This is a genomic window from Gardnerella vaginalis, assembly GCF_001563665.1.
Taxonomy (GTDB): domain Bacteria; phylum Actinomycetota; class Actinomycetes; order Actinomycetales; family Bifidobacteriaceae; genus Bifidobacterium; species Bifidobacterium vaginale_A.
Genome location: NZ_KQ961868.1, coordinates 24,074 through 48,765, shown reverse-complemented (window position 1 = coordinate 48,765; position 24,692 = coordinate 24,074). Strand labels below are relative to the sequence as shown.

Sequence of the window (24,692 nt, the reverse complement as noted above, 5' to 3'; positions counted from 1 at the left end):
GGGGGGGGGTATCTTAAAAGCAAACGTTAGCTAACCCTAGTTTATGGCTGACGATACTGCGATTGACGTGATGTTGATCGTGGCGCAAATTTTTCTTCGCATACCCTAGTGCGGAGGAGAAGAAGAAAGGAAATATTATGTTAAATAAGAAGGCTATTGCCGCTTTTGCTGCTGGCGCTACTTTGCTCGCCGGCTTCGCTATGTCTGCCCCAGCTTTTGCTGAGCCAAGCACTACTGGTTCTTATGCTGATGCTGCTTCTATTCATTCTGCTGAAAAAGAAGTAGATGAAGCTCATGCTACAGTTATTAAAGATCGTGAAGCAGTTCACACTGCGCAGAATGACTTAGCTAAGGAGCAGCGTGCTCTTGCTCCTTTGAAGCGTGCTGCTGAGAAAGCTAAGAAAGATAATGAGAAAGCTAAGAAAGCTTTTGAAGCTGCTAAGAAAGCTTTAGAAGATGCTGAAGCAAAGTTCTGCACTGACTATCAAACAAAGAATCCTGATAAAACTTTGAATGATGCTAAAACAGAATTCAAGAAGCAGCCTGAATATACAAAGCTTAACAAAGCTGTAACTGATGCTGAAACTGTTTATGGCAAGGACGAAACCTCTGGTACTCAGAAGGCTTTGAAGGAAGCTAACGAAAAGGTTGATGCACAGCAGAAGGTTATTGACAAGAAACAAGACGCTGTTGATGACGCTAATGATACTTTGAAGGGTGCTGAAGCTGATTTAGCTGCTGCTGAAGCTTATCTTCGTCGTTTAAAGGGCGAGCCAGATCCAGTCAAGCCAGGCAAGCCAGGTCAGCCAAACAAGCCAGGCAAGCCAGGCAAGCCAGGTCAGCCAAACAAGGGTGGCGTTCACATTAACACCAAGGGTCATAAGGGCAAGAAGCAGCTCAGCAAGACTGGTGTTGGTGTAGCTGTTGCTGCTTTGGCTGCTGCTATGCTCGCTGGCATGGGTGCTGCTGTTCGCAAGATCCGTCACTAAATATTAGATAGTTTTAACATTCAACGTGTTTCGTGATATTTTCGTTGCGCAACGGCTTTAATTATTCATGTTTTAAATGTTTGCTGGTTTGCCATTTACCTTTTCTTACTGGTAAGCGTTTGGAATGTGTTGATTTTAGTGTTGAATGTTTATATTAGTGTTGTCTTCCGCTAGGGACGGGTGATGATACTAATTATTTTGAAAGGTCTACTTCGGTAGACCTTTCTTGTTATAAGAGCATGTAAAAGAATTGCGAATAATAGTGTTAAAAATTTAGACTTGTGAGTTTGGTTTGTGGACTAGACTTGTTGGGGTTGTTGTGAGTTAGGCTCTTTTACTTCAGTGCTTACTTCAGTGCTTACTTCAGTGTTTACTCCAGTGCTTAATACATAGTTTTTGACTTTTGTTGCTATCTGCTAATCCCTACATATTTTCGCTCTTGGTTGCAGTATGTGGTTCCTTGTGGTTTTACTTTATTGTTTACCTTGTGGTTGCGCTAGGTAGTTTGGTAACTTGTTTACTTCTGTGGTTTTACTCTCTAGTTTTGCTCATGGTTTGCTTTACGGTTGCTGTCAGTTTTTTACTTCCGTTGTTTTGCTCCGTGGTCACATTCGTTGATCGTGGTCTTAATCTATTGTCTGAATCGTTGTTGACATGGCTAGAATCTTTAAGTTTTGGTTCTTTAAATAATTTATTTTAAAATGCTGATTTTGCTAATTATATCTTTATTATTCGTGTAATTTAGTAAAAATTTTATGTAATCATGTTATGTATATGGTTTATGTGTAAAATTTACATAAGTTTTTTCATATTCCAATAGTGTTTTGTTAATTTTTGTAAAGGTAAAATTATGCAAATTTGGAGAAAGAAGTCAGTTGAGCAGACGCTTGCTGAAACAATGGAGGGTGGAAGACGCCTTCGCCGTACTCTAAACGCATGGGATTTAGCAGTTATGGGTGTTGCTGTGGCTGTTGGAGCAGGCATTTTCTCTGTAGGTGCGCAAGCTGCAGCATTCCACGCAGGTCCTTCAGTTATTATCAGTTTTATTATTGCTGCAGCTGTATGTGGAACTGCTGTAATGTGTTATGCGGAATTTGCTTCAATGATTCCTGTAGCTGGTTCTGCTTACACATTCACTTACACTACCGTTGGTGAGCTGATTGCTTGGATTATTGGTTGGGATATGATTTTAGAGATGCTTATGGCATCATCTGTTATTGCAAAATATTGGGGTGTTTATCTAAACGAATTCATGAATCTTTTTGGGATTCCTTTTGGCACAACAGTGAACTTTGGTTCTATTAAATTTGATTTTGCGCCAACTGTTATAGTAATTTTCTTTACAGTCATGCTTGTTATTGGTACTAAACTTTCAGCTCGTTTTGATGGTGCTCTTACAATATTGAAAATCGGTATTGTGTTGTTTGTGGTTGTTGTAGGTTTCTTTTATATTAAAGCGTCTAATTTTACTCCTTTCATTCCTCCTGCAACTGATTTGTCTAAAGTAAAGGGAATACATGAGCAGGGTGAGTTTATGCAACCTCTGTGGCAGTGGGTTACTGGAATGAAGCCACAAACTTATGGTATTGTTGGTATTCTTTCCGGAGCCGCGTTAGTCTTCTTTGCGTTTATTGGTTTTGACATTGTTGCTACTACTGCTGAAGAAACTAAAGAACCTCATAAGAACATACCTCTTGGAATATGCCTTGGTCTTCTTTTAGTTACAGTTCTTTATATTTTGGTTGCTATAGTTACCACTGGTATGGTCCCTTATAGTGAGCTTGCTTCAATTGATTCTCCTTCGTTATCTTCGAGTTTTAAATTTGTTGGAGCTGTTTGGGCTGCAAAAATCATATCTTTTGGAATTGTAATAGGTTTAACTACCGTTGTTATGGTGCTATTGCTTGGTCTTACGCGTATTATATTTGCAGTAAGTCGCGATGGTTTGCTCCCTAGAGGACTTTCTAAAGTTGGTAAGAATGGAACTCCTGCAACCATACAAATTATTTCTGGTGTAGTAGTTGCATTAGTTTCTTCTGTATTAGATATTTCAATACTTTCAGACATGGTTAATATTGGTACGCTATCCGCATTCTTGCTAGTTTCTATAGGAGTGCCAATTATGCGTATGCGCAGACCGGATTTGCATCGTACTTTCAAAGTTCCGGGCAATCCTTGGCTTCCAATTATTGCTGCTATTTCTACTTTGTGGCTTATGTTGAACCTTTCTGTGTTAACTTGGGTGAGATTTATTGTTTGGCTTGTTATAGGTTTTGTTGTTTACTTCGCATACTCATATAAGCATTCCATCTTAGGTAAGCAAATTAGACTAGCTAAAAAGATGGGTGTTCCTGTTGAAAGCCTTATTGAAAAGAATGCTATTTCTGCACAAAATGAGTTGCAGGATGAGCATACTTCGCAAAGTGAGTAGACTTTGCAAACTTCGCAAACTTCGCAGACTTCGCAAAGTGAGCAGACTTTGCAGTCTGAGCCAACTTCGCAGATTGAAGAAGACTAAGCAGTGTCAGCAAAGCGATTTGCATACTGAGCTGACTTTTTACGGAGAGTCTTTGTAGTCCTTCATTTGTTTTCTGGGGTATAATAGCAAGGTTGGCATTTTAACTTTATTAAGATGCCAACCGCTTATATTAGTTGTTTTGCGTGCTAGTTGTTGTGCGTGCTGTTGTCAGTTTGCAATTAAAGGAGTACTCATGGCTTATGTTATAGCAGAACCTTGTGTTGATGTTAAAGATAAGGCTTGTGTTGATGAGTGCCCTGTTGATTGCATCTATGAGGGAGATCGAACACTTTACATAAACCCTAATGAGTGTGTTGATTGCGGTGCGTGCGAGCCTGTTTGCCCTGTAGAAGCAATTTTTTACGAAGATGACGTTCCTGAAGAATGGCAATGGTATCGTGATGCTGCTGTTGATTATTTCAATAAGCTTGGTGATTTAGGCGGAGCTACTGATGCTGGTGCTTCAGGTTGGGATGAACAACGTGTGTCTGAACTCCCTTCTAGAAAATAAGAGCATTCGTATTTTCATATTCCTAAGTTTGCTATATTTTCTCCATACTTTTCTTTAACTTCGTCAAGTACTTGTTCTGCACGTCTTATTCGCGTTAATTTATTTGAGTTGTTTATTTTACGTGCGCAACTTGTACCAGTTTTGCCGTATGTTTTGGTGGCATTATTTGTATTGTAATTGCTTTTCGTATCAGAATTACATCTTGTATCTGTAGCATTATTTGTGCTTGCTGTATTGCTTGTATTTGTGGCGTTTGTTGAGCTGTGTAATGTGATTGATACCTTTCTAGTGGATTTATTTTTATTTAAATTGGAACTGTGGGCATAGTTATCCCTTGTTTGAGCGTTGTTATTAAAAGTCGGCTCGCGGTTTTCTTTTTCATATATGTCGTCTATTGACGGCTGAATGGGGGTGTGTTTGCCCTTCCTCAAATTGCTAACACTTACTCCCGCGAGCCGAATTGGACTTAATAATCGCGTTTTTGATTTATTTCTTTTGCTTTTCAGCTCATCTTCACTTTTATAGTCATTTAGTTGTTCTCCTTCTTTTTCTTTTGACGTAATTTCTTTATATTGAGTTTCTCTACTATTCTTTTCGCGTGACAAGTAAGAAGGTACATGTTGAGAAACGTCAGTAGCGTCAAATGCTGTGTTTTTTATTTGTGGGTTTATTGCATTAAGTAGCTCTGTTACTTGCTTATATAACTCATATGCAACATCTGTTGCGTTTCGCATAGTTCGCGAACGAGTCACGTAATGCAAATTACCGAATCGTAGTTTAAGTGTTACTGTATATGCCACTAATTCGTGTTTTCTAAGTGATCTTGCTACTTCATTGCAACAGTATCTAAGAAGTTTATTTACTTCTTCAATGTCAGTAGTGTCATAATCAAAAGTTCTTTCTGTACCAATTGATTTTTCTTTAGCATTATTGACTATCTGCCGTTCGTCAATTCCGTGTGCTGATTGATATAGCATGTGCGCTGAACTATAAGAACCAGTTATACGCTGAAGAGTTTCTTCGCTAACCGTGCGCAGAGAATAGATGTCGTTAATACCCCATGCTTTTAATGAACGAGATATTGATGAACCAATTCCTGGTATGGCTCTCAAAGGCATAATTGATACAAAATTTGCATTTTGATTTTCAGGAATCAATAGCATTCCGTCAGGTTTTGCATTCGTTGAAGCCATTTTTGCAATAAGCTTATTTGACGCAATACCTATTGAACAAGTTAAATGAAATCTGCTCTCAGTTTCATTTCGTATCCACCTTCCTATTTCTATAGGCGTACTCCAGCGAAGCATTGCTGAATGTACGTCCATATAACATTCGTCGATTGAAACTTTCTCTATCTGATCAGTAATCTTGCAGAAAATTTCGTCAAAAATTCTGCTTGAAATAAACTGATAATATTCCATGTCAACTGGAAGAAAAATGCCATCTGGACATAGCCTACGTGCTTTAGCTGTTGGCATTGCTGAATTAACGCCGTACGCTCGTGCTTCATAGCTTGCCGCTGAAACTACAGAACGTGGACCATCCCCAACTATTACAGGTTTTCCTTTCAGTTCTGGGTGCCGCGCAATCTCAATAGATGCATAAAAAGCATCCATATCAATATGAAGTATGTTGCAGTTAGAGGTGTCGTGCCCCCAATCACGCTTTGCTGCAGATACTCTTGGTGCGGTACTCATAATGCAATGATAGAACAAGTGTTCGATTATTGCATCTTTTTATTTTATCAGCGTGTTGAAGTCATTTCGTTGGGAATTTAACGATTTTCAATTTTTTAATATTATAAAAAGAATTTTTTGTTACGAAGTTCTTACAATTTGTTCGAAAGTTTCAATCTATATTCATTGCTATATTCATTGCTATATGAATGTAATAAAATCATTTAACAAAGTTTTGTGTAATAAATAAGTATTAACTTCGTGTACTGTTATCAGTATGAAACAATTCTTGGTGAACCTTCTTAACCGCATGCCAGTTATATTGATTATAATTTTTGAAGCAACAATGGTTTATGTTGCAACATCGGTTGCAAAAGTGGCTTTTAGTCAATTGGATCCGTTGTATGCAGTGTGGTATCGCGTTGGTTTTATGACGCTGTTTCTTCTTGCTTGGAGACGTCCTTTTTCTCGCAAAAAGCGGCAATTTCTGCCAAAAACTTTAAAACAGTGGGGAATTGTTGTTGCGTTAGGTGTCTCACTAGTTTTAATGAACACTATGTTTTATGTTGCAATAAGCTGTATGGCTGTTGGAGTTGCTGTCACCATTGAATTCGTTGGTCCTCTGCTTGTTGCTGTTATAACAGGAAGAACTTGGCGTGAAAGAATTGGAATTGTTATTGCTGCTTGTGGTATAACTTTGCTCGCTGTAACGTCTATGAAAGATGGTTCTAGCCCTCATTTTCTTACTGGTTTGATTGCAATTCTCATAGGTGGTTCAATGTGGGGATTATATATTGTTTCAGGTCGCGCTATGGCTAAAGGCAAGAATGCAATTGATAGAGTTAGTGTTGCTACTTTAATAGGTTGGTTATTGCAATCAACAGTTTTAGCTATTCCTGCAGTTTGTCATGTTATATGGCCTAAACCTGGTGCAACTTGGGCAGTTGGATCGTTTGGAGCATTGAAACTTATAGCATTGATGATTGTAATCGCTACTTGCGCATCGTTTTTCCCTACTTTATTGGATCAAGTTTTATTAAAGCGCGTAACATCAGCAAAATATTCAGTTATGCAAGCATTGTATCCTGCGATTGCAGCTATTGTTGGTATTGGTTTTGGTGAAATACCAACGTGGATTGACGTAATTGGTATGGGATTGGTTATGTTTGCAGTCTTCATAACTTTTTCTGGAGATCACCAACCTGCATAACTGTAAAAATTATGTTGGTGTGTCGTTGTTGACTTTTCACAGTCCGCAAGGGGTGATATAGTAGCAACTCGTTGCGTTATCAAATGGTAAAGCAACTGGAGTCATGCCTGAGTGGCCGATAGGGGCACCCTGCTAAGGTGTTAGTTGCGCAAGCGGCTCGAGAGTTCGAATCTCTCTGACTCCGCGTTTAGGGTTTCTAGCCAATCGCTAGAAACCCTTTTTTCATGCCGAAAACCCTTGCATGTCAGGTTATAGGTTAAAAGACCTATAGTCCAATTTTTCACAAATTTTATTTAATTATTTTGGGAAATAGCCCTTATTTTCTAATTATTTTCTAATTTCATGCGAATGTGTATAACTTATGTGAATGATTTTATAGTTTTCATATGTTTTGAACTTCTGACCACATTGATGATTTTTTATTTACATATTTAAATCTTGCGTTCATAGTTATTTCATGAGCAATTTTGCTCAAGGTGATAGTAGAGTGCTATCGCTTAAGGGTTGGGTTAAGGAGTTTCTTATGGGGAAGCACAGTATAAGAAAGAATGCAATAAATGTGTATACTAGGTGGGTTCATTTATGTTCTCTCTTAGTAGCATTTGCATTTATTTTAGTTAGTGTTATGGGATTTAGAACTGCTTTTGCTAATGATAAATATCCGAGTTATACAATTAAAGCAGGATCTTATAATGGCTTAACTGTCTCAGAAGAAAATGCAAGTATTATTGGCGTTATAGATGAAGTCGATTATAAACCTATTTATTGCATTGAAATTGGTAGTCCTTATAAATTGTATGACGGGAAGTGGGTAACTGTTCCAAGCTACACAAGATATGCAACTACTATTGCAAAGTTAATTCAATACTATAGAAATGACATGAGTGTTGAAACTCAAGGAAGTATAGCTTATGAAATACATAATCGTTTTGATGTGAACCCTGATTTATGGGACAAATATAAAGGTTTAGGTTTTGTTGAAATCAGTAATTCAGATTTAATGAAGCAAGCAAACAATTTGTGGGAATATGCTGAGCAAAAAGTAGCAGAAGACATTAGAATAGAAAATCATTACACAAACGGTAAAAGAGCTGGTGTTTTGAAAGTTGCTGTTCTTAATAATCGTTATGGAACACGTTATGTTGATGGTGCTCATTTTAAGATTGAATCTACGAATAAACTTGTTCATTTTGATTACGGTAATACACAAACATTTGAAGGTACTTCTAAAGATGATGAGATATCGCTTCCTTGGACAGCAGATGGCGATGGAAAAGCTAATTTCAAAGTATATATTGAAGAGCCTTATTTAGAGAGATGGGAATCTTCAGGACAAGATGTAATTCGTTATGGTGGATACAACTGGGTCGAAAAAAAATCTGTTGAATTCGATGTTCAAAAGCATCTTATTGTAAAACTTTCTTCTGAAATGTTGACAAAAGAATTGCATGTTGGCGATTTAGTTGTAAATAATGTTTCTTTGTCTACTTTAGGCTTTGATGATTGGATTGAAGGTATGAATGTGCTTGCAAAAGGCTACTACTTTGTAGGTGATAGCAAGAACATTCTGAAACAGTTTAAGCCTGAAAAAGATGAAACTGCATCTAACTATGTCAATAGATTAAGAGGGACGGGATCTTTACGTCAGGTTGCTGCAGCAGAAGCTAACTTTACTAATGCTCGTCAAAAAATAGCGGTTGTTGCAAAGAAAGCTAATGGTGATCTTACATCTAAAGAGTTGGATGAAGCACCACGCTATAAAGTAGATGAGAACGATGCTGGAATGTTTGGATCTTGGGTTTGGGTGATATCTTTAAGCGATCAAAAAGATCCAGCGAAAAGCGATGAAGAAAATAAAAATAAATTAGATTGGTTTACAGGTGATTATATTGATGGACTTGGCGGATCTGTATATTCTGCTGTGCATCAAGGTAAAGCAAAAATATTCCATGATTCTGTTGTAAAACAGAATGTTGTTGGATTAGGTGAAGATATTGTTGGAACTGTTAGCGTTGGCGGTTTACCTAAGGATTATGGTGATTTTTCTGGCAACGAAGAATATGGTTTCAATAGTGACGCTAAATCTCACATACGAGTGTGGTGGGCTGGTGACGGCGGTGATAATCTTGTGCGTGGCGCAAATGATAAGTATCGCCCTGGAACTGAAGGAGAATCTAAAAAAGCTGAACCTAAAGAAGATAGCCATCATCATTTGATTGCTGATTGGGAAGTTCCTGCTAAAAATGGTGTTTACACAATTGGTGGTGGAAAGATTAGATTTAGGTCTGCTGAAGAGTTGGATAAAAATAAACCAGGTGAAGTTATTAAAGATATTATAAACATTCAAGCAAATAAAATAAGTAATTCTGGATGGTATGTATTTGTATATAGTTTCCCTGGATCTTCTAGAGCTAGAGCGTTTACATCTGATTACGATGATGTTTGGAATAGAACGCTTGTGGAGCCTGTTAGTCAAGAAGAACTCAATCCTGCCTCTATTACTACTGATGTGAGTTCTAGTATGATTGTTGCAGGAGAGAAATTCCATGATACTGCTCACATCGTTGGCAATGTTCCAAGAGGAAGTTATGTGCTATTTAATGCGTATTCTCATGCCAATGTTGTAGATCCTACTGTGCAAAAAGGTAGTGAGAATACGAATTCATCTGGATCTAATCCTAATGGTTCTAGTAAAGATAATAAAGTTGTAAATACTGTTTCACTTGATTCTAATTCAGAAAGCAAATCAGATACAGTTAAGCAATTGATGATAGATAAAGGTGAGCGAATTGTTAAGCAAAATCGTGTGAATATAACTGATGAGCAAGCTGATAATAGTTCAAAAACTCAAATTGATGTTGATTCTGTAAGCGTATCGGTTTCGCACGGTGCTACTGTTTATTGGAAAGCAGAATTATATGATTCAAGAGGTAAGCCTTTGGCTTCTCATGCTCTCGGCGTAGAAAATGAAACTGTACATGTTGTTTCTGATCAAATTGGTAGTAAGTTAGACAATAAAACTCACTCTGTTGGAGAACCAATTCGCGATACAGTGTTCATTTCAGAACCTTTGCCTGAAGGATCTTATGTTGAATTTACAGCTTGGGATGCAGTTGATGGTGCTCATAGTGATTCTGATACAGTGATTCTCGATCATCGTAGAGTAAATATACCTAAAGAAGCTGTTGAACATATTAAAAAAGGTGGAAGTATTACTGTTGTAAGTCCTCAAGCTCGCGCATCTCGTGAAGGATTAGTTTATTGGAAAGCAGAGCTTTTTGATTCAAGTGGGAAACCAATAGTTCGAGGTAAGAATAATGGAGAGCCTCATGTTAAAAAGCCTGAAAATAATGATCCTAGTAAAGAAAAAGAGCATGAATCTGGAAATGTGACAATTGTGAATAATCCTTCTGGTAAAGAGAGTAATCCTTCGAAGCCTGGTTCTACAAGTGGAAGTGGTTCTACAAGTGGAAGTGGAAGCGTTTCTGGTTCTACGAATACTGGAGGTTCTTCTAGTGGTGTGACTACTGGTGGAACTGGTGTTGTTTCTGGTTCTACAAGCGGAAGTGGTAATTCAACTGGTGGAACAACTGGAGGTGCAATTGGTGGAGCAACTGGAAGTACTGGAAATGCATCTAGTGGTAGCACTGTAAATGGTGGAAATGCTGGTGTTAAGCCTGGTTCTTCTGGAGTAACTACAAATAATCCTTCTTCTGGAAGCACTAATCCATCTGGTGGATCTGTGAGCACAGGTGACAATAAGAATAATGGATCTGAGAATGGTGAATCTAAGGATCAAGATAAGAAGAATCCTCAAGCTAACACAACTGATCCTAATAAAACTACAGGTTCAACTGATGTGCATGATTCTAAAGGTGATAAAAAATCTGGTGAAGGAAATAAGGGTGAAGGGTCATCTGAAAATACGGATACTGGATCTACATCAGAAAATAACGGTGGTTCTACAACAACAGTTAATGTGATTGGTTCAGATAAAGATAAAGGTAAGACTGTAACAGTAAAAGATATTGCAAATATTGTTGATCATAATAACAATGTAGACAAGAAAGAAAATAAGATTAGTGATACTGATTCTTCATTAGATGTGTTTGGTCGTAACATTCATCTTTTGAATTCTATATTGCAAAATAGTTCTTTTGGTGAAGCGAGTGAAAAATCAAAATTAGTGAAGAATTTAGATAAAACTAAGCAGATTTCGTTTAAATCTAATGATAAAGATGCTTATTCTGACGATTCATCATATGAGAATGAACTAGATAAGGGTAATTCTTCTTTAGCTCATACAGGTTCGTCTTTAAGTATTGTTGTGATTATGATGTCAACTGTATTGATGTTATCTTTAGTTTTATTGTTAAGCAAATTTAATGCAGATGAGAAGCACAGAAATATGAGAAGAATCTTAAGATTGCGTCATTATAAAATGTGCTGATATTTATCTGTAGATAAAAATTATATAGAGTGTGAGTTTGCTCCTTCATATATGAATCATATTGTGTCGGATTAAATCCGTTAGCAGCAATTGTTTTGCTATTTCAATATGAAGGAGCAAACTCCATAAATTTTACTAATTTACTAGAGAGTATTGTTTTTCAAATACTTTTTGAAAATAAGAGAGTAATTGATATGAATAAATAATTTTATAATTTTTTACATTAAAATAATAGAAAAATTTGTTGTGTTATATAAGTATTCTGTTGTATTTTAATGTAAAATTGTTTGTATTTGTTGGAAATTTGTTGTTATTTTGTGGTGTTGTGTAAGAATATTTATAAATTCGTTTATAAGTATCTTATATAAAAAGTCTTGGTTTAGCTAGTAAAAAGTGGTACGGTGAAAATGTTGTGTTGATTTCTTATGAAGATGTCATTTATTTGTTTCACATTTACTAAATGTTGGAGTCTTATATGAGCGAGTACAATATTGACAAAAGTAAAATGATGATTCGCTTGCATCGCATTTGTGGTCAGGTTCAAGCTATAGAAAATATGATTGAAAATGACGCATATTGTACTGATGTTTTGATGCAACTTTCAGCTACAACAGCAGCGTTGAGATCTGTAGCTGTATTAGTTGCTCGCGCTCAAATAAGCGAATGTTTAGAAGATGTGTCTTATAGCGATAATGCAGAGCTATTAGATAAGAAAACTAGTGAAGTTATTAAAGTTGTGGATCGTCTAATGAAATACGATAAATCTTGAAAACTTTATTTATAATGTGTAAACAAATATTTTTTAAGAATTTAACACGACTTTTAATCTGATTTTTAAATTTTATGAATATTATGCGCACAGTGATTGATACGCCACAATCTCCATCTCATGATTCTTTGATAGACAAGAAATCTGAATTTATAGCAAATGCTTGTCATGTATCTGATTTAGATGAAGCAATGTTATTTGTGCAATCCGTGAGGATGCAACATCCTAAAGCTCGTCATGTAGCTTATGCTGCTATATGTGGAGATAAAAATGGATGCTTATCTGAAAGAATGAGTGACGATGGTGAGCCTTCTGGAACTGCAGGAAAACCTATTCTTGATGTTATTCGTTCCTCTAATTTGACTGACACTGTTGTAACAGTAACAAGATATTTTGGCGGAATTTTACTTGGATCTGGAGGACTTATAAGAGCTTATTCTAGGTCTGCTGCAAGTGCGATTTCTTGTGCGAATATTAGAGATATCGTTGAATGTAAAAGAGTTATGTGCAATATTTCTTATCAACAATTGCGCATGTTTAAGAATATTCTAAGCAAGTATGATGGGGTAGTTGAGAGGAAAGAATATGGTGAATTCATACGTATAAATATGCTGATTCCAACGAAAAATATTGAAGAATTTGCGATAAGTGTGAGAAATGCTTTTTCTGATGCTATTTTACTTGAACAACTAGGAGATGCTAATAGTATTTCATAGTGTCAGTTTTCTAGAATTAGTTTTCTAGTTTATGTTTCGTGTTTGAAATGCACTTCGTTACATCATTCTTTTGCGTTTCATTTATACATATCTATTGCTACGCGTGTTGAAGTATCGGCTGATTTGCTAATGAAGTTACAATGAATTCTTGAGTTAATGAATTTATAATCTGTGCTCTAGTTTTATAAAAGGCGGTGAATAACAATGGATTCTAAGCTAGATAATGAGGATTCTCATGGTGAAGATGAGAGTGATGATGCTGTTGCTAAAGATGCAATGTCTAATACTAATAGCAGTGATTACGAGCCATTGACGGCAGTTTATGAGCATCTTCGACATTCTAAAAATTCGCAAGAGCTTCATGAGTTTGCTACTAGGCAATTGCCTGATCGAAGCAATCAAGCAGATTTTTCTCGTGCAACAGCACTTCTTGAAGCTGTTGCAGGGAATGCTAATACGCCTGAAGAAGATCGTATAAAATTAGCTAGTACAATGCCATTTCCAAACATTTTGGTAAAACTTTCTGAAGATAAGTCAGATGAAGTGCGTTTCGCTGTTGCACAAAATCATAATGTGAAGAATTGGTTAGTTGGTCGTCTTACTAAAGATACTTGTGCAAAAGTCCGTGATGCTGCTCTATGCAATCCTAAAGCATCGTGGAAAATGAGGCTTGAAGGTGCGCAAACTGAAGGAGTTAGTGCTTCGACTTTAGATTATCTTGCATCTCTTGGAGTTTCGTCTATTGAGGATGCGCCAGTGGTTCTAGCTGCAATGGTTAGGAGGGCAGTTGCTCTTAATCCTGGTGTTTCGCAAAAAACGCTTTTAGATTTGTGTAATGACAAAGCTATTGACGTTGCTTTAGCTGCAAAAAGTCGTTGCAAGTCTAAAATTTAATAAATCTAAAAATGCAACAATGTAATAAATCTAAAAATATAGTCAGATTGTAAAAAATGTAAGCAAATTACAAAAGTAGTTTTGTAGAAGTTACTTATTTTGCGATTTGTAAAAGTTACTTATTTGAAAATTTAAAATCAAACTATTTTAAAATGTAACCTATTTGTAAAAGTTGCTTTGTAAAATAGTGTGATGTAAATACTCTCCTCACAGATAACGATGGAAAATATGAACAATAAAGTAGAAGAAGAAGTGTCAGTGAAGCCTCTTACTCAACTTGCTGAGTTGATGGGTATTGGTATTCATTTTGTGGGCGCTGATGGTGTAGAGCATAATACAGACGATGACGTATTGAAATCAGTTCTCGATGCTTTAGGTGTTGACGCACATGATGATGAAGCTATTGATACTTCTATTAAGAATATTTTATCTGAACGTCATACTCGTCTTGTTGCGCCAACTGTGTTGCATATTGTTGGCAAAGAAGACACTGTAAAAATAAATACGGGTATTTTAGAGTATCCAACTGCTAAAATTATCTTAGAAAATGGCGAACAGTATAAAAGTGAATTATCAATCGAACCTAATAACAATGACGTTGCTTTCCCTGTGAATGGTACGTTTGTTGCTACATCGTTATTAAAGATTCCAGCTGATTTGCCTATGGGATATCACACTCTTAGAATCTCTGTAGCTGATCGCACGGAAGAGTCTACGTTAATTAGCGCTCCAGAACGCATTGAAACGTTAGATTCTATTGAATCTGATGGAAAGCAAATCTGGGGATGGATGGCTCAGCTTTATTCGATTCGCTCCTCTAAGTCTTGGGGTGTTGGCGATTATGCAGATTTAGCTAAATTACTAGTTGAAGCTAAGGAAAAGACTGGCGCTGATTTCGTATTGGTAAATCCTTTGCATGCGAGCGAGCCGGTTGCTCCATTAACTCCATCGCCTTATTTGCCTATTGCAAGATCGATGTTGAATGTGACTTATATACATCCAGAAAGTATTCCTGAGTATGATTCTTTAGATGAGTCAGATAAGAATACTATTAGCCAATTGCATTCTCAAGTAGAGCCGTTAAATAACGATTCGCAAATTATTGACAGAGATTCAATGTGGCGTGTAAAAATGCATGCACTGTGGATTATTTTCAAATCTGGGCTTAGTGAAACGCGCGCGAAAGATTTTGAAGATTTTAAGCGTGCTTATGGCGAACGACTTGAGAGCTATGCGACTTGGTGCTTGTGCTACGACAAGTGGGGAGCTCCTAAAGGTAAAGATGATTGGGAATCTTGCTTAAATAAAGATTCTAAAGAAATTCGTGATTTAGCAGAGCGTTTCCCAGATACTTTAGAATTCTATCGTTGGCTTGAGTGGGTTGCCTTCACACAATTGCATGATGCTCAAGTTCAAGCCAGAAAAGCTGGTATGCGTATTGGAATTATGTCTGATATGGCAGTTGGAGTGCATCCAGCAGGTTCTGAAGTTTGGTGGAATCCAGAGCGTTTTGCGCATGGCGCTTGCGTAGGTGCACCACCAGATTACTTTAATCAGAATGGTCAGAATTGGTCTCAGCCGCCTTTGCATCCGTTAGAGCTTGAGCGTACTGGATTCAAGGTTTACAGGGATATGGTTCACGGCATGTTTGCTTCTGCAGGTGCTGTGCGAATAGATCACATTTTAGGATTGTTCCGTTTGTGGTGGATTCCTGAAAATTCTACGCCTAAGAATGGTGCTTATGTGTACTATGACGCGGATATTATGCTTGGTATTTTAGCTATAGAAGCGACTCGTGCTGGCGGAGTAGTAGTCGGTGAAGATCTTGGCGTACTTCCTTCTAACGCAATTGAAGTTTTAGCTAAAAAGGCTGTGCTTGGTTGCACAGTTGAATGGTTTGAAGCTCGAGATGGCGTGTTCCGCAATCCAAGTAAGTGGCGTGAGATGACACTAGCGTCTGTAAATACTCATGATTTGCCGCCAGCAGCTGGATATTTGCGCTATGAGCATGTTGATATTCGTGAGCGTTTGCATTTGCTTACAGGATCTGTAGAAGATTTCCGTGCAGGTGCTGTTGCAGAGCATAATGCTATGTTGAAGATGCTTATTGAAGGTGGATTCTTAGATAAGAAGATTGCTGAGAATGAGTCTGAACATGAGCAAGATATTGTTGAAGCGCTGTATCGTGCTTTGAAAGCTGCTCCATCTAGATTGTTGGCTGCTTCAATTGTGGATGCTACTGGTGAGCGTCGTTCTCAAAATCAGCCTGGAACAAGTGATGAGTATCCGAACTGGCGCATTCCGTTAGCAGATGGTGACGGAAATCCAGTGTCACTAGACAATCTTTTTGATTTGCCTAGAGTGCAATCGCTTGCAAAAATCATGAATGCTTAAAAATTTGTATACGAATCATAAAATTAAGTTAAGTGTTTAAGTGCTGGGCGCTTGGGTGCTTTGGAGCTTAAGTGTTTGGGTGCTTAAATACTTGGATGTGAATATATGAATTTTTAGTATGACATTTGTAGTTTGTGCAAAATGTGCGCTGGATATAGTCTATAAATATTTTCTAAACAAGAAGATTTGTTATAGTCTTTAGCTGGCGATATACTTGCAGATTGTTGTGTTTCCCTAAGGGGTCCTTCAAAGCGCTTTTCCCACTCGCCATCGAGGACTTTCAGGGAGCCCACGGATTATGAGCAATAAACTTTCACAAGGTGATTGTTATAAATTACGTTCATCTAATGAAAGTGAAGCTCGAAACACAATAGAGAAAAGGTACGATTGTGAAGACTTTCACACCGAAACCAGCAGATTTGACTCATGACTGGTATATTGTCGACGCCACTGATGTGGTGCTCGGTCGTTTGGCCACTCAGGTAGCCATTTTATTGCGTGGTAAAAATAAGCCTACGTTTGCCCCTCATGCTGATTCAGGCAATCACGTTATTATTATTAACGCTGAGAAGATTGCTTTGACTGGAAACAAGTTGAGCAAGGAACTTTATTCCCACTCTGGTCGTCCAGGTGGTCTTCGCCGCGACAGCTATGCTGAGCTTTTGGAGAAAAATCCAAAGCGCATCATTATGTCTGCAGTCAAGGGCATGCTTCCAAAGAATCGTCTTGCTAAAGTGCAACTCGATCGCCTTCGTGTATTCGTTGGTGCTGAACATCCGCACATATCACAGAAACCACAGGTCTTTGAGATCTCTAAGGTTTCTCAGCAGGCTAAGTGAATCGTAAGGAGAATATGATTATGGTAGATAACAACAACTCCGCGGTTCTCGAGAACGAAGAAGAACTGACCAACTACACCACTGAAACTAATTCTGGTGCAGGTACTGGTACTTCTGCGATTGAGCCAGGATATGGTACTGGTCGTCGTAAAGAGGCTGTTGCTCGTGTTCGTTTGGTTCCTGGCACTGGCAAGTGGACTATCAATGGACGCACGTTGGAAGAGTATTTCCCATCTCGCTTATTGCAGCGTGAAGTGAATTCTCCTATCGTGTTGCTTAAGCTTGAAGGAAAGTTTGACGTTGTCGTTCTCGTTGACGGCGGCGGTACTACTGGTCAGGCTGGTGCTATTCGTTTGGGTGTAGCTCGTGCATTGAATGCTATTGATCGCGATGCAAATCGTGTTGCTTTGAAGAAAGCTGGCTTCTTGACTCGTGACGCTCGTGTTGTTGAGCGCAAGAAGGCTGGTTTGCACAAGGCACGCCGTGCACCTCAGTTCTCGAAGCGTTAAGTTTCGCGGAAATATATTTTTATTCGGCTCTCAGATTCGTCTGGGGGCCGTTTTTTTTTGCTGCGCTAGTGTGCTTTTGAGCAAAAAGGTAATTGATTTATAATAAATCGAAATTAAGAATGATTATAGGCTAGTTATGGGCTAATTATAGGCAATTTACGATTATCGCAATGTTATAAATAGTTCGCAAAAATAGAATAAATCTAACATTTTAGAAAATCCATCATAAAATCGCACAAAATAAATAACAAATATTAACAAATAATGAACAATAGATGATAATCCTCAATCATAAATAGCGCAACTCGCTACAAAATTCGAATAGTACAGTAACTCAAGTAAATTGTTAGCTATGTCACTTTTGTAGATAACAAAAGTCGTATGAACGTTTGTGAATATGATGATCAAGGAGGACCTAATGGCTGAGGCAACGAATAAAGCTGTCACAGATAAAAATGTTAGTAATAATGGCGTTAATTCAAAAGAAGAGTCTAAACGCGAGGAACAGGAAACTGTGGATAATAAAACTCTTAGCGCCGAAAAAGAAGTAAATGATCTCGTTGTTAAAGCAAAGAAAGCTTTAGATGAATATGAGAAATTAAATCAAGCTCAAGTAGATAGAATCGTTGCAAAGGCCTCTGTAGCTGCATTAAATAAGCATTTGTTCTTGGCAAAAATGGCAGTTGATGAAACTGGTCGTGGTTTAGTAGAAGATAAAGCAACTAAAAATATTTTTGCTTGTGAGCATATAACGCATTATTTAGCAGGTCAAAAAACTGTTGGAATTATAAACGAAGATGACGTTATGGGTATTGACGAGATTGCTGAGCCTGTAGGAATTGTTGCAGGTGTTACGCCAGTGACCAACCCAACGTCAACTGCAATTTTTAAGTCCCTTATTGCACTTAAAACTCGTTGCCCAATAATATTTGGATTCCATCCTTTTGCGCAGAAGTGTTCTTCTGAAGCTGCACGTATTGTTCGTGATGCTGCTGTTGCTGCTGGAGCGCCTGAAAATTGCATTCAATGGATTGAAAACCCTTCTATTGAAGCAACTGGAGCTTTAATGAAGCATCCAGATATTGCAACTATTCTAGCTACAGGCGGTCCGGGAATGGTTAAAGCTGCTTATTCGTCTGGTAAGCCTGCGCTTGGAGTTGGAGCTGGTAATGCTCCAGCGTATGTTGATAGCGATGTTGATATTGCGCGCGCTGCAAATGATTTGGTACTTTCAAAGCATTTCGATTATGGAATGATTTGTGCTACTGAGCAGGCGATTATAGCAGATAAAGATATTTATGATTCGCTCGTTAAAGAGCTTAAGCGCCGTAAAGCTTATTTCGTAAATGATGAAGAAAAAGCCAAATTAGAGAAATATATGTTTGGATGCACTTCTTATTCTGGAAATACTCCGAAACTTAACTCTGTTGTTCCAGGAAAGTCACCTCAATATATTGCTCATGAGGCTGGTTTTGAAATTCCTGAAGATGCTGTAATTATTGTTGCAGAGTGTAAAGAAGTTGGCGAGATGGAGCCTTTAACTATGGAAAAGTTAGCTCCTGTTCACGCAATATTAAAATCTGAAAATAAAGAGCATGGCTTTAAGATGTGTGAGCAAATGCTTGTACATGGAGCAGGTCATACAGCTGTGATTCATACGAATAATCAACAACTTGCTCGAGAATATGGCGTTCGCATGCATGCGTGCAGAATTATTTGGAATTCTCCAGGATCTCTGGGTGGAGTTGGAGATATTTATAATTCAATTGCTCCATCTCTTACTTTGGGATGCGGATCTTATGGTGGAAATTCTGTTTCTGGAAATGTTCAGGCTGTAAATCTTATAAATATAAAGCGTATTGCACGAAGGAATAACAACATGCAGTGGTTTAAAGTTCCAGCTAAAACATATTTTGAGCCTAATGCTGTCCGCTACTTGCGCGATATGTATGGCATTGAGCGTGCTGTTATTGTGTGCGACAAAGTAATGGAACAGCTTGGTGTTGTGGATAAAATTATAGATCAGCTTCGCGCTAGATCTAATCGAGTTACTTTCCGTATTATTGATTATGTTGAGCCGGAGCCAAGTGTTGAAACAGTTGAGCGCGGTGCAGAAATGATGCGTGAAGAGTTCCAGCCGGATACGATTATTGCTGTTGGCGGTGGTTCTCCAATGGACGCTGCAAAAATTATGTGGCTTCTTTACGAGCATCCTGAGATTTCTTTCGCAGATTTGCGTGAAAAATTCTTTGATATTCGTAAGCGTGCTTTCAAGATCCCACCGTTGGGAGAGAAGGCTTGCTTGATTTGTATCCCTACATCTTCTGGAACTGGTTCAGAGGTTACGCCATTCGCTGTTATTACAGACCATAAAACTGGGTATAAGTATCCTGTTACTGATTATGCATTGACTCCGTCTGTTGCAATTGTAGATCCTGTTTTGGCTCGCACTCAGCCTCGTAAGTTAGCTTGTGATTCTGGATTTGATGCTTTGACTCATTCTATGGAAGCTTTTGCTTCAGTATATGCAAATGATTTTACAGATGCTATGGCTTTGCATGCAGCAAAGTTGATTTGGGAAAATCTAAATGATTCCGTTAATTGTGAAGATTCTGAGCGTAAGATTGAAGCTCAAGAGAAGATGCACAATGCTGCTACTATGGCAGGAATGGCATTTGGTTCAGCTTTCCTTGGAATGTGCCATGCAATGGCTCACACGATCGGTGCTTTATGTCACGTGGCTCACGGTAGAACTAACGCAATTTTGTTGCCTTATGTGATTCGTTATAATGGTCAGATACCTATGGAGCCTACTAGCTGGCCAAAGTATAATCGTTATGTTGCTGTTGAGCGTTATCAACAACTTGCTAAGAATATTGGGGTTGATCCTGGTAAGACTCCTGAAGAGGGTGTTGAAAACTTAGCGAAAGCTGTTGAAAATTATCGCGATAATCTTCTTGGAATGGATTCTTCTTTCAAAGATTGTGGTGTTGATGAAGAATATTATTGGTCTTTGCTTGACCATATTGGTATGCGAGCTTATGAAGATCAATGTGCTCCTGCAAATCCTCGTATTCCGCAAATTGAAGATATGAAGGATATTGCTGTTGCTGCTTATTATGGTGTTTCTCAAGAAGAAGGGCATCGTATGCGTTTGGAGCGTGAGAAGCGTTAAGATGCTAGGGAGTTTATAGCGTTTTAAGCGTTAAAACGTGAGAAGCGTTAAGACTTGAGTATCTTTTCAAGCGTTAGGACGTTTATAGCGTTTCAAGCGTTAGGACGTTAGGGCATTAGTACTTTATAGTGTTTGGAGATTTTAGAGATTTATAAGGATTTCGATCTTTAGTAGTATTTCTAAAAATTAAAGTAGTATTTTTCAAAAATTAAAAATTTTATAGCATAGTAATTTGTTAGTGTTACTAACACAATTACATATTTAGTTAAAAATGGCAGGAGCTGCACTAGGTGTAGTTTTTGCCATTTTTTATAGGAAAATCACCGACACGCCCGGTTTTTCTTAATCCATAGTGAATGGTTTAATTAGACAGTTGCCTGTTTTTTAGGCTCGCATATTGAATCAAAAAAAGCGAGCGCAGAAACGAGAATGTTCATTTTTTGGGCTTTTTGGTGCTGCGCACTGATGTGGAATGGCTATAAGTGTCTATTCTCGCCGGTGTCCTTTAATACAGGTTGGTAAACAGTAAACGAATCGCTAGAAAGGGCGGACGGCAATGGCGGGACAGAAAATCCGCATCAGGCTTAAGTCCTATGACCATGAGGTCATCGACCAATCGGCGAAGAAAATCGTCGAGACGGTGACGAACGCGGGCGCCACAGTGGTGGGTCCGGTTCCTCTGCCGACCGAGAAGAACGTATTTGTTGTTATCCGTTCTCCTCACAAATATAAGGATTCTCGCGAGCATTTCGAGATGCGTACTCATAAGCGTCTTATTGACATCGTTGATCCAACGCCAAAGGCTGTGGATTCTTTGATGCACATTGACCTGCCTGCGGATGTAAATATTGAGATTAAGCTGTAGGAAGGGGGAGAAAATAATGTCGCAGAATAAGAATCGCACTGCACTGCTCGGTCGCAAGCTGGGTATGTCGCAGGTTTGGGATGAAAACGGCCTTTTTGTCCCCGTAACTCTGGTTGAAGTTGCTACTAACGTAGTAACTGCTGTTAAGACCGAAGAAACTGATGGCTATAATGCTGTTCAGCTCGGTTATGGCCAGATTGATCCTACAAAGGTAACTAAGCCATTGGCTGGTCACTTTGCTAAAGCTGGTGTTACTCCACGTCGTCATCTCGCTGAGGTGCGTACAGATAATGCAGCAGAATACAAGCCAGGTCAAGAATTGACCGCTGAGCTTTTTGCTGAAGGTTCTGAAGTGGATGTTACCGGCACAACCAAGGGTAAGGGCTTCGCTGGTACTATTAAGCGTTGGGGCTTCAAGTCTTATCGCCGTACTCACGGCTCGCACAAGAATGAACGTCGCCCAGGTTCTGTGGGTGCATGTGCAACTCCAAGCCGTATTTTGAAGGGCAAGCGTATGGCAGGTCGCATGGGTCATGTGACTTCTACAGCGCTCAACCTCACCATCGTTTCTTCGGATGTCGAGAACGGCATTCTCGCTATTAAGGGTGCTATTCCAGGACCTAAGGGCGCTATCGTTCTCGTCCGTTCGGCAGTGAAGGGAGCCTGATAATTATGGCAAACGTAACTCTGAACGTCACTGATAACCAGGGTAAAGCTAACGGAACTGTTGAAGCTCCTGCCGAGATTTTCGGTATCTCCAATGAAGACGTTTTAGCTCATGGCCCATTGGTTCACCAGGTCGTTATTGCACAGCTCGCTGCAGCTCGTCAGGGCACACATGCAGTAAAGAATCGCGCTAACGTTTCCGGTGGTGGTAAGAAGCCATGGAAACAAAAGGGTACTGGTCGCGCTCGTCAAGGTTCTATCCGTGCTCCACAGTGGGTACATGGTGGCGTTGTGCATGGTCCAGTTCCTCGTAGCTATGATCAGCGTACTCCAAAGAAGATGAAGGCTGCTGCTCTTCGTTATGCTCTTTCGGATCGCGCTAATGCTGCACGCGTTGCAATCGTAGATTTAGGCATCAAAGATGTTCCATCTACTAAGTGCGCTGTTGCTGCACTTACACCAGTTACGCAGAATCAATTCACCACTGTTGTGCTTTCTCGTGAAAACATCAATGAGTGGATGTCTGTACGTAATATTCCAACGGTGCATCCGATCTTCGCTGATCAGCTCAACACCTATGATGTCATCACAGCTCAGTATGTAGTCTTTACCAAGGAAGGTTTCGATGCCTTCGTTGCTGCTAAGACTGAGCCTGTCGTTAAGGAGGCCTGATTTAAATGGTCGCAGTCCATAACCCAGCACATGACGTCATTTTGAAGCCAGTTGTTTCTGAAAAAAGTTACGCTGCATCTGATCGTGGACAGTACACTTTTGTAGTTGCTCCAGATGCAAACAAAGTTCAGATCAAGCAGGCTGTTGAAGAAATCTTCAAAGTCAAAGTTACAAACGTCAACACTTTGAACCGCGCAGGCAAGCGCAAGCGTTCTCGCACAGGCTTCGGTCGTCGTGTGAATCAAAAGCGCGCTATTGTCACAGTGGCTGCAGGTCAGACGATTGATATCTTTGGTAACTGAAGGCTAGCCGAGAAAAGTTAAAGGAAGACTATATTATGGCTATCCGCGTTTATAAGCCGACGACTGCAGGCCGTCGTAACGCATCGGTTTCGGACTTTTCCGAAATCACGCGCTCTACGCCTGAAAAATCGTTGGTACGCAAACTTAGTAAAACTGGTGGTCGTAACTCTTACGGCCGCATGACTTCTCGCCATCGCGGTGGTGGTCACAAGCGTCAGTATCGTCTCATTGATTTTAAGCGTTGGGATAAAGATGGCGTTCCAGCAAAGGTCGCTCATATTGAGTATGATCCTAACCGCTCCGCTCGTATCGCTCTGCTTCACTATGCAGACGGTGAGAAGCGTTACATTATTGCTCCTGAAGGTATCGCACAAGGCGATGTTATTGAGACTGGTGCTCAGGCTGATATTAAGCCAGGAAACAACCTGCCTTTGAAGAACATCCCAACAGGTACTGTGGTTCACGCAATCGAACTTCGTCCACTTGGTGGTGCAAAGATTGCCCGTTCTGCTGGTGCAGCCGTTCAGCTCGTAGCTAAAGATGGTGCTTACGCTCAGTTACGTATGCCATCTGGCGAAATTCGTAACGTGGACGCTCGTTGCCGCGCTACGGTTGGCGAAGTCGGTAACTCCGATCACGCTAACGTTGAGCTTGGTAAAGCTGGCCGTGCACGTTGGCTTGGTCGTAGACCAATTACACGAGGCGAATCTATGAACCCTGTTGACCATCCACATGGTGGTCGTACTCGTGGTGGTAAGCCACCAGTATCTCCATGGGGTAAGGGTGAGGTTCGTACACGTCGTCCAAAGAAGGCTTCGAACAAGATGATTGTTCGTCGTCGCCCTAATGGTAAGAACCGTAAGTAAGGGAGTGTCGAATAGATGACTCGTAGCATCAAGAAGGGCCCCTTCGTCGACGCCCACTTACAGAAAAAAGTCGACGAGCAAAACGACAAGGGTACTCACAACGTTATTAAGACGTGGTCTCGCCGTTCGATGATCACTCCTGATTTCATTGGACACACCTTTGCTGTACATGATGGCCGTAAGCATGTGCCGGTATTCGTTACCGAAGCAATGGTTGGTCATAAGCTCGGTGAGTTCGCCCCGACCAAGACTTTCAAAGGTCATGTGAAGGACGACAAGAAAGCACGCCGCTAAAGGAGAGTAGGACACATGGAAGCTAAAGCAATCGCTCGTCACGTACGCGTGACGCCGCGCAAGGCTCGCCGCATGGTCGACCTCATCCGAGGCAAGCGTGCAAGCGAAGCTATTACCATTTTGAAGTTTGCTCCTCAGGACGCATCTTTGCCGGTGCGTAAGGTTCTTGAAAGCGCGATTGCTAATGCTCGCGTTAAGGCTGAGAAAGCTGGAGAACCATTCCGTGAGCAGGACTTGGTCATCAAGGAAACTTATGTGGATGAGGGCGTAACGCTTAAGCGTTTCCGTGCTCGTGCACAAGGTCGCGCTGCGCGCATTAACAAGCGCACAAGCCATATCACTGTTATCGTCTCGCTTAAGGAAGGGGATCGCTAAAG

19 protein-coding genes, 1 tRNA gene and 1 pseudogene are annotated in these 24,692 nt (G+C 39.6%); 20 read left to right on the top strand and 1 reads right to left on the bottom strand.

All coding sequences use genetic code 11. The features are described 5' to 3' along the window. Positions 1-137 precede the first annotated feature (137 nt). The 3 genes from HMPREF3230_RS04390 to fdxA all read left to right on the top strand — a co-directional run bounded on the left by HMPREF3230_RS04390 (position 138) and on the right by fdxA (position 4,018). The gene (locus HMPREF3230_RS04390; RefSeq protein WP_075523732.1) at positions 138-989 is read left to right on the top strand and encodes a hypothetical protein; all 852 of its coding nucleotides are present in this window, start codon (positions 138-140) and stop codon (positions 987-989) included. An 850-nt stretch (positions 990-1,839) separates the two neighbouring features. After that, on the top strand, positions 1,840-3,420 hold the full coding sequence (locus HMPREF3230_RS04385) for an APC family permease (RefSeq protein WP_075523731.1): 1,581 nt from the start codon (positions 1,840-1,842) through the stop codon (positions 3,418-3,420). A 280-nt stretch (positions 3,421-3,700) separates the two neighbouring features. Beyond that, positions 3,701-4,018: a ferredoxin gene (gene fdxA, locus HMPREF3230_RS04380; protein ID WP_075523730.1), complete on the top strand. Its 318-nt coding sequence runs from the start codon at positions 3,701-3,703 to the stop codon at positions 4,016-4,018. 623 nt (positions 4,019-4,641) lie between these two features. On the opposite strand, the pseudogene dinB reads toward fdxA, so the two are convergent. Continuing rightward, positions 4,642-5,715, bottom strand: a pseudogene (dinB, locus tag HMPREF3230_RS04375) (DNA polymerase IV); the annotation flags it as partial. Between the two features lie 256 nt (positions 5,716-5,971). Here dinB and HMPREF3230_RS04370 point away from each other — a divergent pair. The 17 genes from HMPREF3230_RS04370 to rplV all read left to right on the top strand — a co-directional run bounded on the left by HMPREF3230_RS04370 (position 5,972) and on the right by rplV (position 24,690). Next, positions 5,972-6,904 carry an EamA family transporter gene (locus HMPREF3230_RS04370; protein WP_075523728.1) on the top strand — a complete coding sequence of 311 codons (933 nt, stop codon included), beginning with the start codon at positions 5,972-5,974 and terminating at the stop codon, positions 6,902-6,904. A gap of 97 nt (positions 6,905-7,001) precedes the next feature. Then, positions 7,002-7,088: transfer RNA gene (locus HMPREF3230_RS04365), tRNA-Ser, on the top strand. Positions 7,089-7,427: 339 nt separating this feature from the next. Beyond that, positions 7,428-11,354, top strand: a complete 3,927-nt coding sequence (locus tag HMPREF3230_RS04360) for a hypothetical protein (RefSeq protein ID WP_075523727.1) — start codon at positions 7,428-7,430, stop codon at positions 11,352-11,354. Positions 11,355-11,829: 475 nt separating this feature from the next. Continuing rightward, a complete protein-coding gene (locus HMPREF3230_RS04355) occupies positions 11,830-12,123 on the top strand; it encodes a metal-sensitive transcriptional regulator (protein ID WP_075523726.1) in 294 nt (97 codons plus the stop codon). A 74-nt stretch (positions 12,124-12,197) separates the two neighbouring features. Beyond that, positions 12,198-12,839, top strand: coding sequence for a YigZ family protein (locus HMPREF3230_RS04350; protein ID WP_075523725.1), 642 nt, complete (start codon positions 12,198-12,200; stop codon positions 12,837-12,839). A 276-nt stretch (positions 12,840-13,115) separates the two neighbouring features. Beyond that, on the top strand, positions 13,116-13,733 hold the full coding sequence (locus tag HMPREF3230_RS04345; protein WP_082266285.1) for an AbrB family transcriptional regulator: 618 nt from the start codon (positions 13,116-13,118) through the stop codon (positions 13,731-13,733). 228 nt (positions 13,734-13,961) lie between these two features. Beyond that, positions 13,962-16,127: a 4-alpha-glucanotransferase gene (gene malQ / locus HMPREF3230_RS04340; RefSeq protein WP_075523723.1), complete on the top strand. Its 2,166-nt coding sequence runs from the start codon at positions 13,962-13,964 to the stop codon at positions 16,125-16,127. A 389-nt stretch (positions 16,128-16,516) separates the two neighbouring features. Further along, positions 16,517-16,966, top strand: a complete 450-nt coding sequence (rplM, locus tag HMPREF3230_RS04335; protein WP_075523722.1) for a 50S ribosomal protein L13 — start codon at positions 16,517-16,519, stop codon at positions 16,964-16,966. Between the two features lie 20 nt (positions 16,967-16,986). Next, the gene (gene rpsI, locus HMPREF3230_RS04330; protein ID WP_075523721.1) at positions 16,987-17,475 is read left to right on the top strand and encodes a 30S ribosomal protein S9; all 489 of its coding nucleotides are present in this window, start codon (positions 16,987-16,989) and stop codon (positions 17,473-17,475) included. 400 nt (positions 17,476-17,875) lie between these two features. Then, positions 17,876-20,650 carry a bifunctional acetaldehyde-CoA/alcohol dehydrogenase gene (gene adhE / locus HMPREF3230_RS04325; RefSeq protein WP_155642911.1) on the top strand — a complete coding sequence of 925 codons (2,775 nt, stop codon included), beginning with the start codon at positions 17,876-17,878 and terminating at the stop codon, positions 20,648-20,650. A 556-nt stretch (positions 20,651-21,206) separates the two neighbouring features. After that, positions 21,207-21,515 (top strand): 30S ribosomal protein S10, encoded by a 309-nt coding sequence (gene rpsJ, locus HMPREF3230_RS04320; RefSeq protein ID WP_003808013.1) that lies wholly within the window; start codon positions 21,207-21,209, stop codon positions 21,513-21,515. Between the two features lie 16 nt (positions 21,516-21,531). Next, on the top strand, positions 21,532-22,182 hold the full coding sequence (rplC, locus tag HMPREF3230_RS04315; protein ID WP_075523720.1) for a 50S ribosomal protein L3: 651 nt from the start codon (positions 21,532-21,534) through the stop codon (positions 22,180-22,182). Between the two features lie 5 nt (positions 22,183-22,187). Then, on the top strand, positions 22,188-22,853 hold the full coding sequence (rplD, locus tag HMPREF3230_RS04310) for a 50S ribosomal protein L4 (RefSeq protein WP_075523719.1): 666 nt from the start codon (positions 22,188-22,190) through the stop codon (positions 22,851-22,853). Positions 22,854-22,858: 5 nt separating this feature from the next. Beyond that, on the top strand, positions 22,859-23,155 hold the full coding sequence (rplW, locus tag HMPREF3230_RS04305) for a 50S ribosomal protein L23 (RefSeq protein ID WP_075523718.1): 297 nt from the start codon (positions 22,859-22,861) through the stop codon (positions 23,153-23,155). A gap of 35 nt (positions 23,156-23,190) precedes the next feature. Beyond that, positions 23,191-24,021, top strand: a complete 831-nt coding sequence (gene rplB, locus HMPREF3230_RS04300) for a 50S ribosomal protein L2 (protein ID WP_075523717.1) — start codon at positions 23,191-23,193, stop codon at positions 24,019-24,021. Positions 24,022-24,036: 15 nt separating this feature from the next. Next, positions 24,037-24,315 carry a 30S ribosomal protein S19 gene (gene rpsS, locus HMPREF3230_RS04295; RefSeq protein ID WP_004114357.1) on the top strand — a complete coding sequence of 93 codons (279 nt, stop codon included), beginning with the start codon at positions 24,037-24,039 and terminating at the stop codon, positions 24,313-24,315. Between the two features lie 15 nt (positions 24,316-24,330). Beyond that, entirely contained in the window at positions 24,331-24,690 is a 360-nt protein-coding gene (gene rplV, locus HMPREF3230_RS04290) for a 50S ribosomal protein L22 (RefSeq protein ID WP_004114358.1), read from the top strand. Positions 24,691-24,692 lie beyond the last annotated feature (2 nt).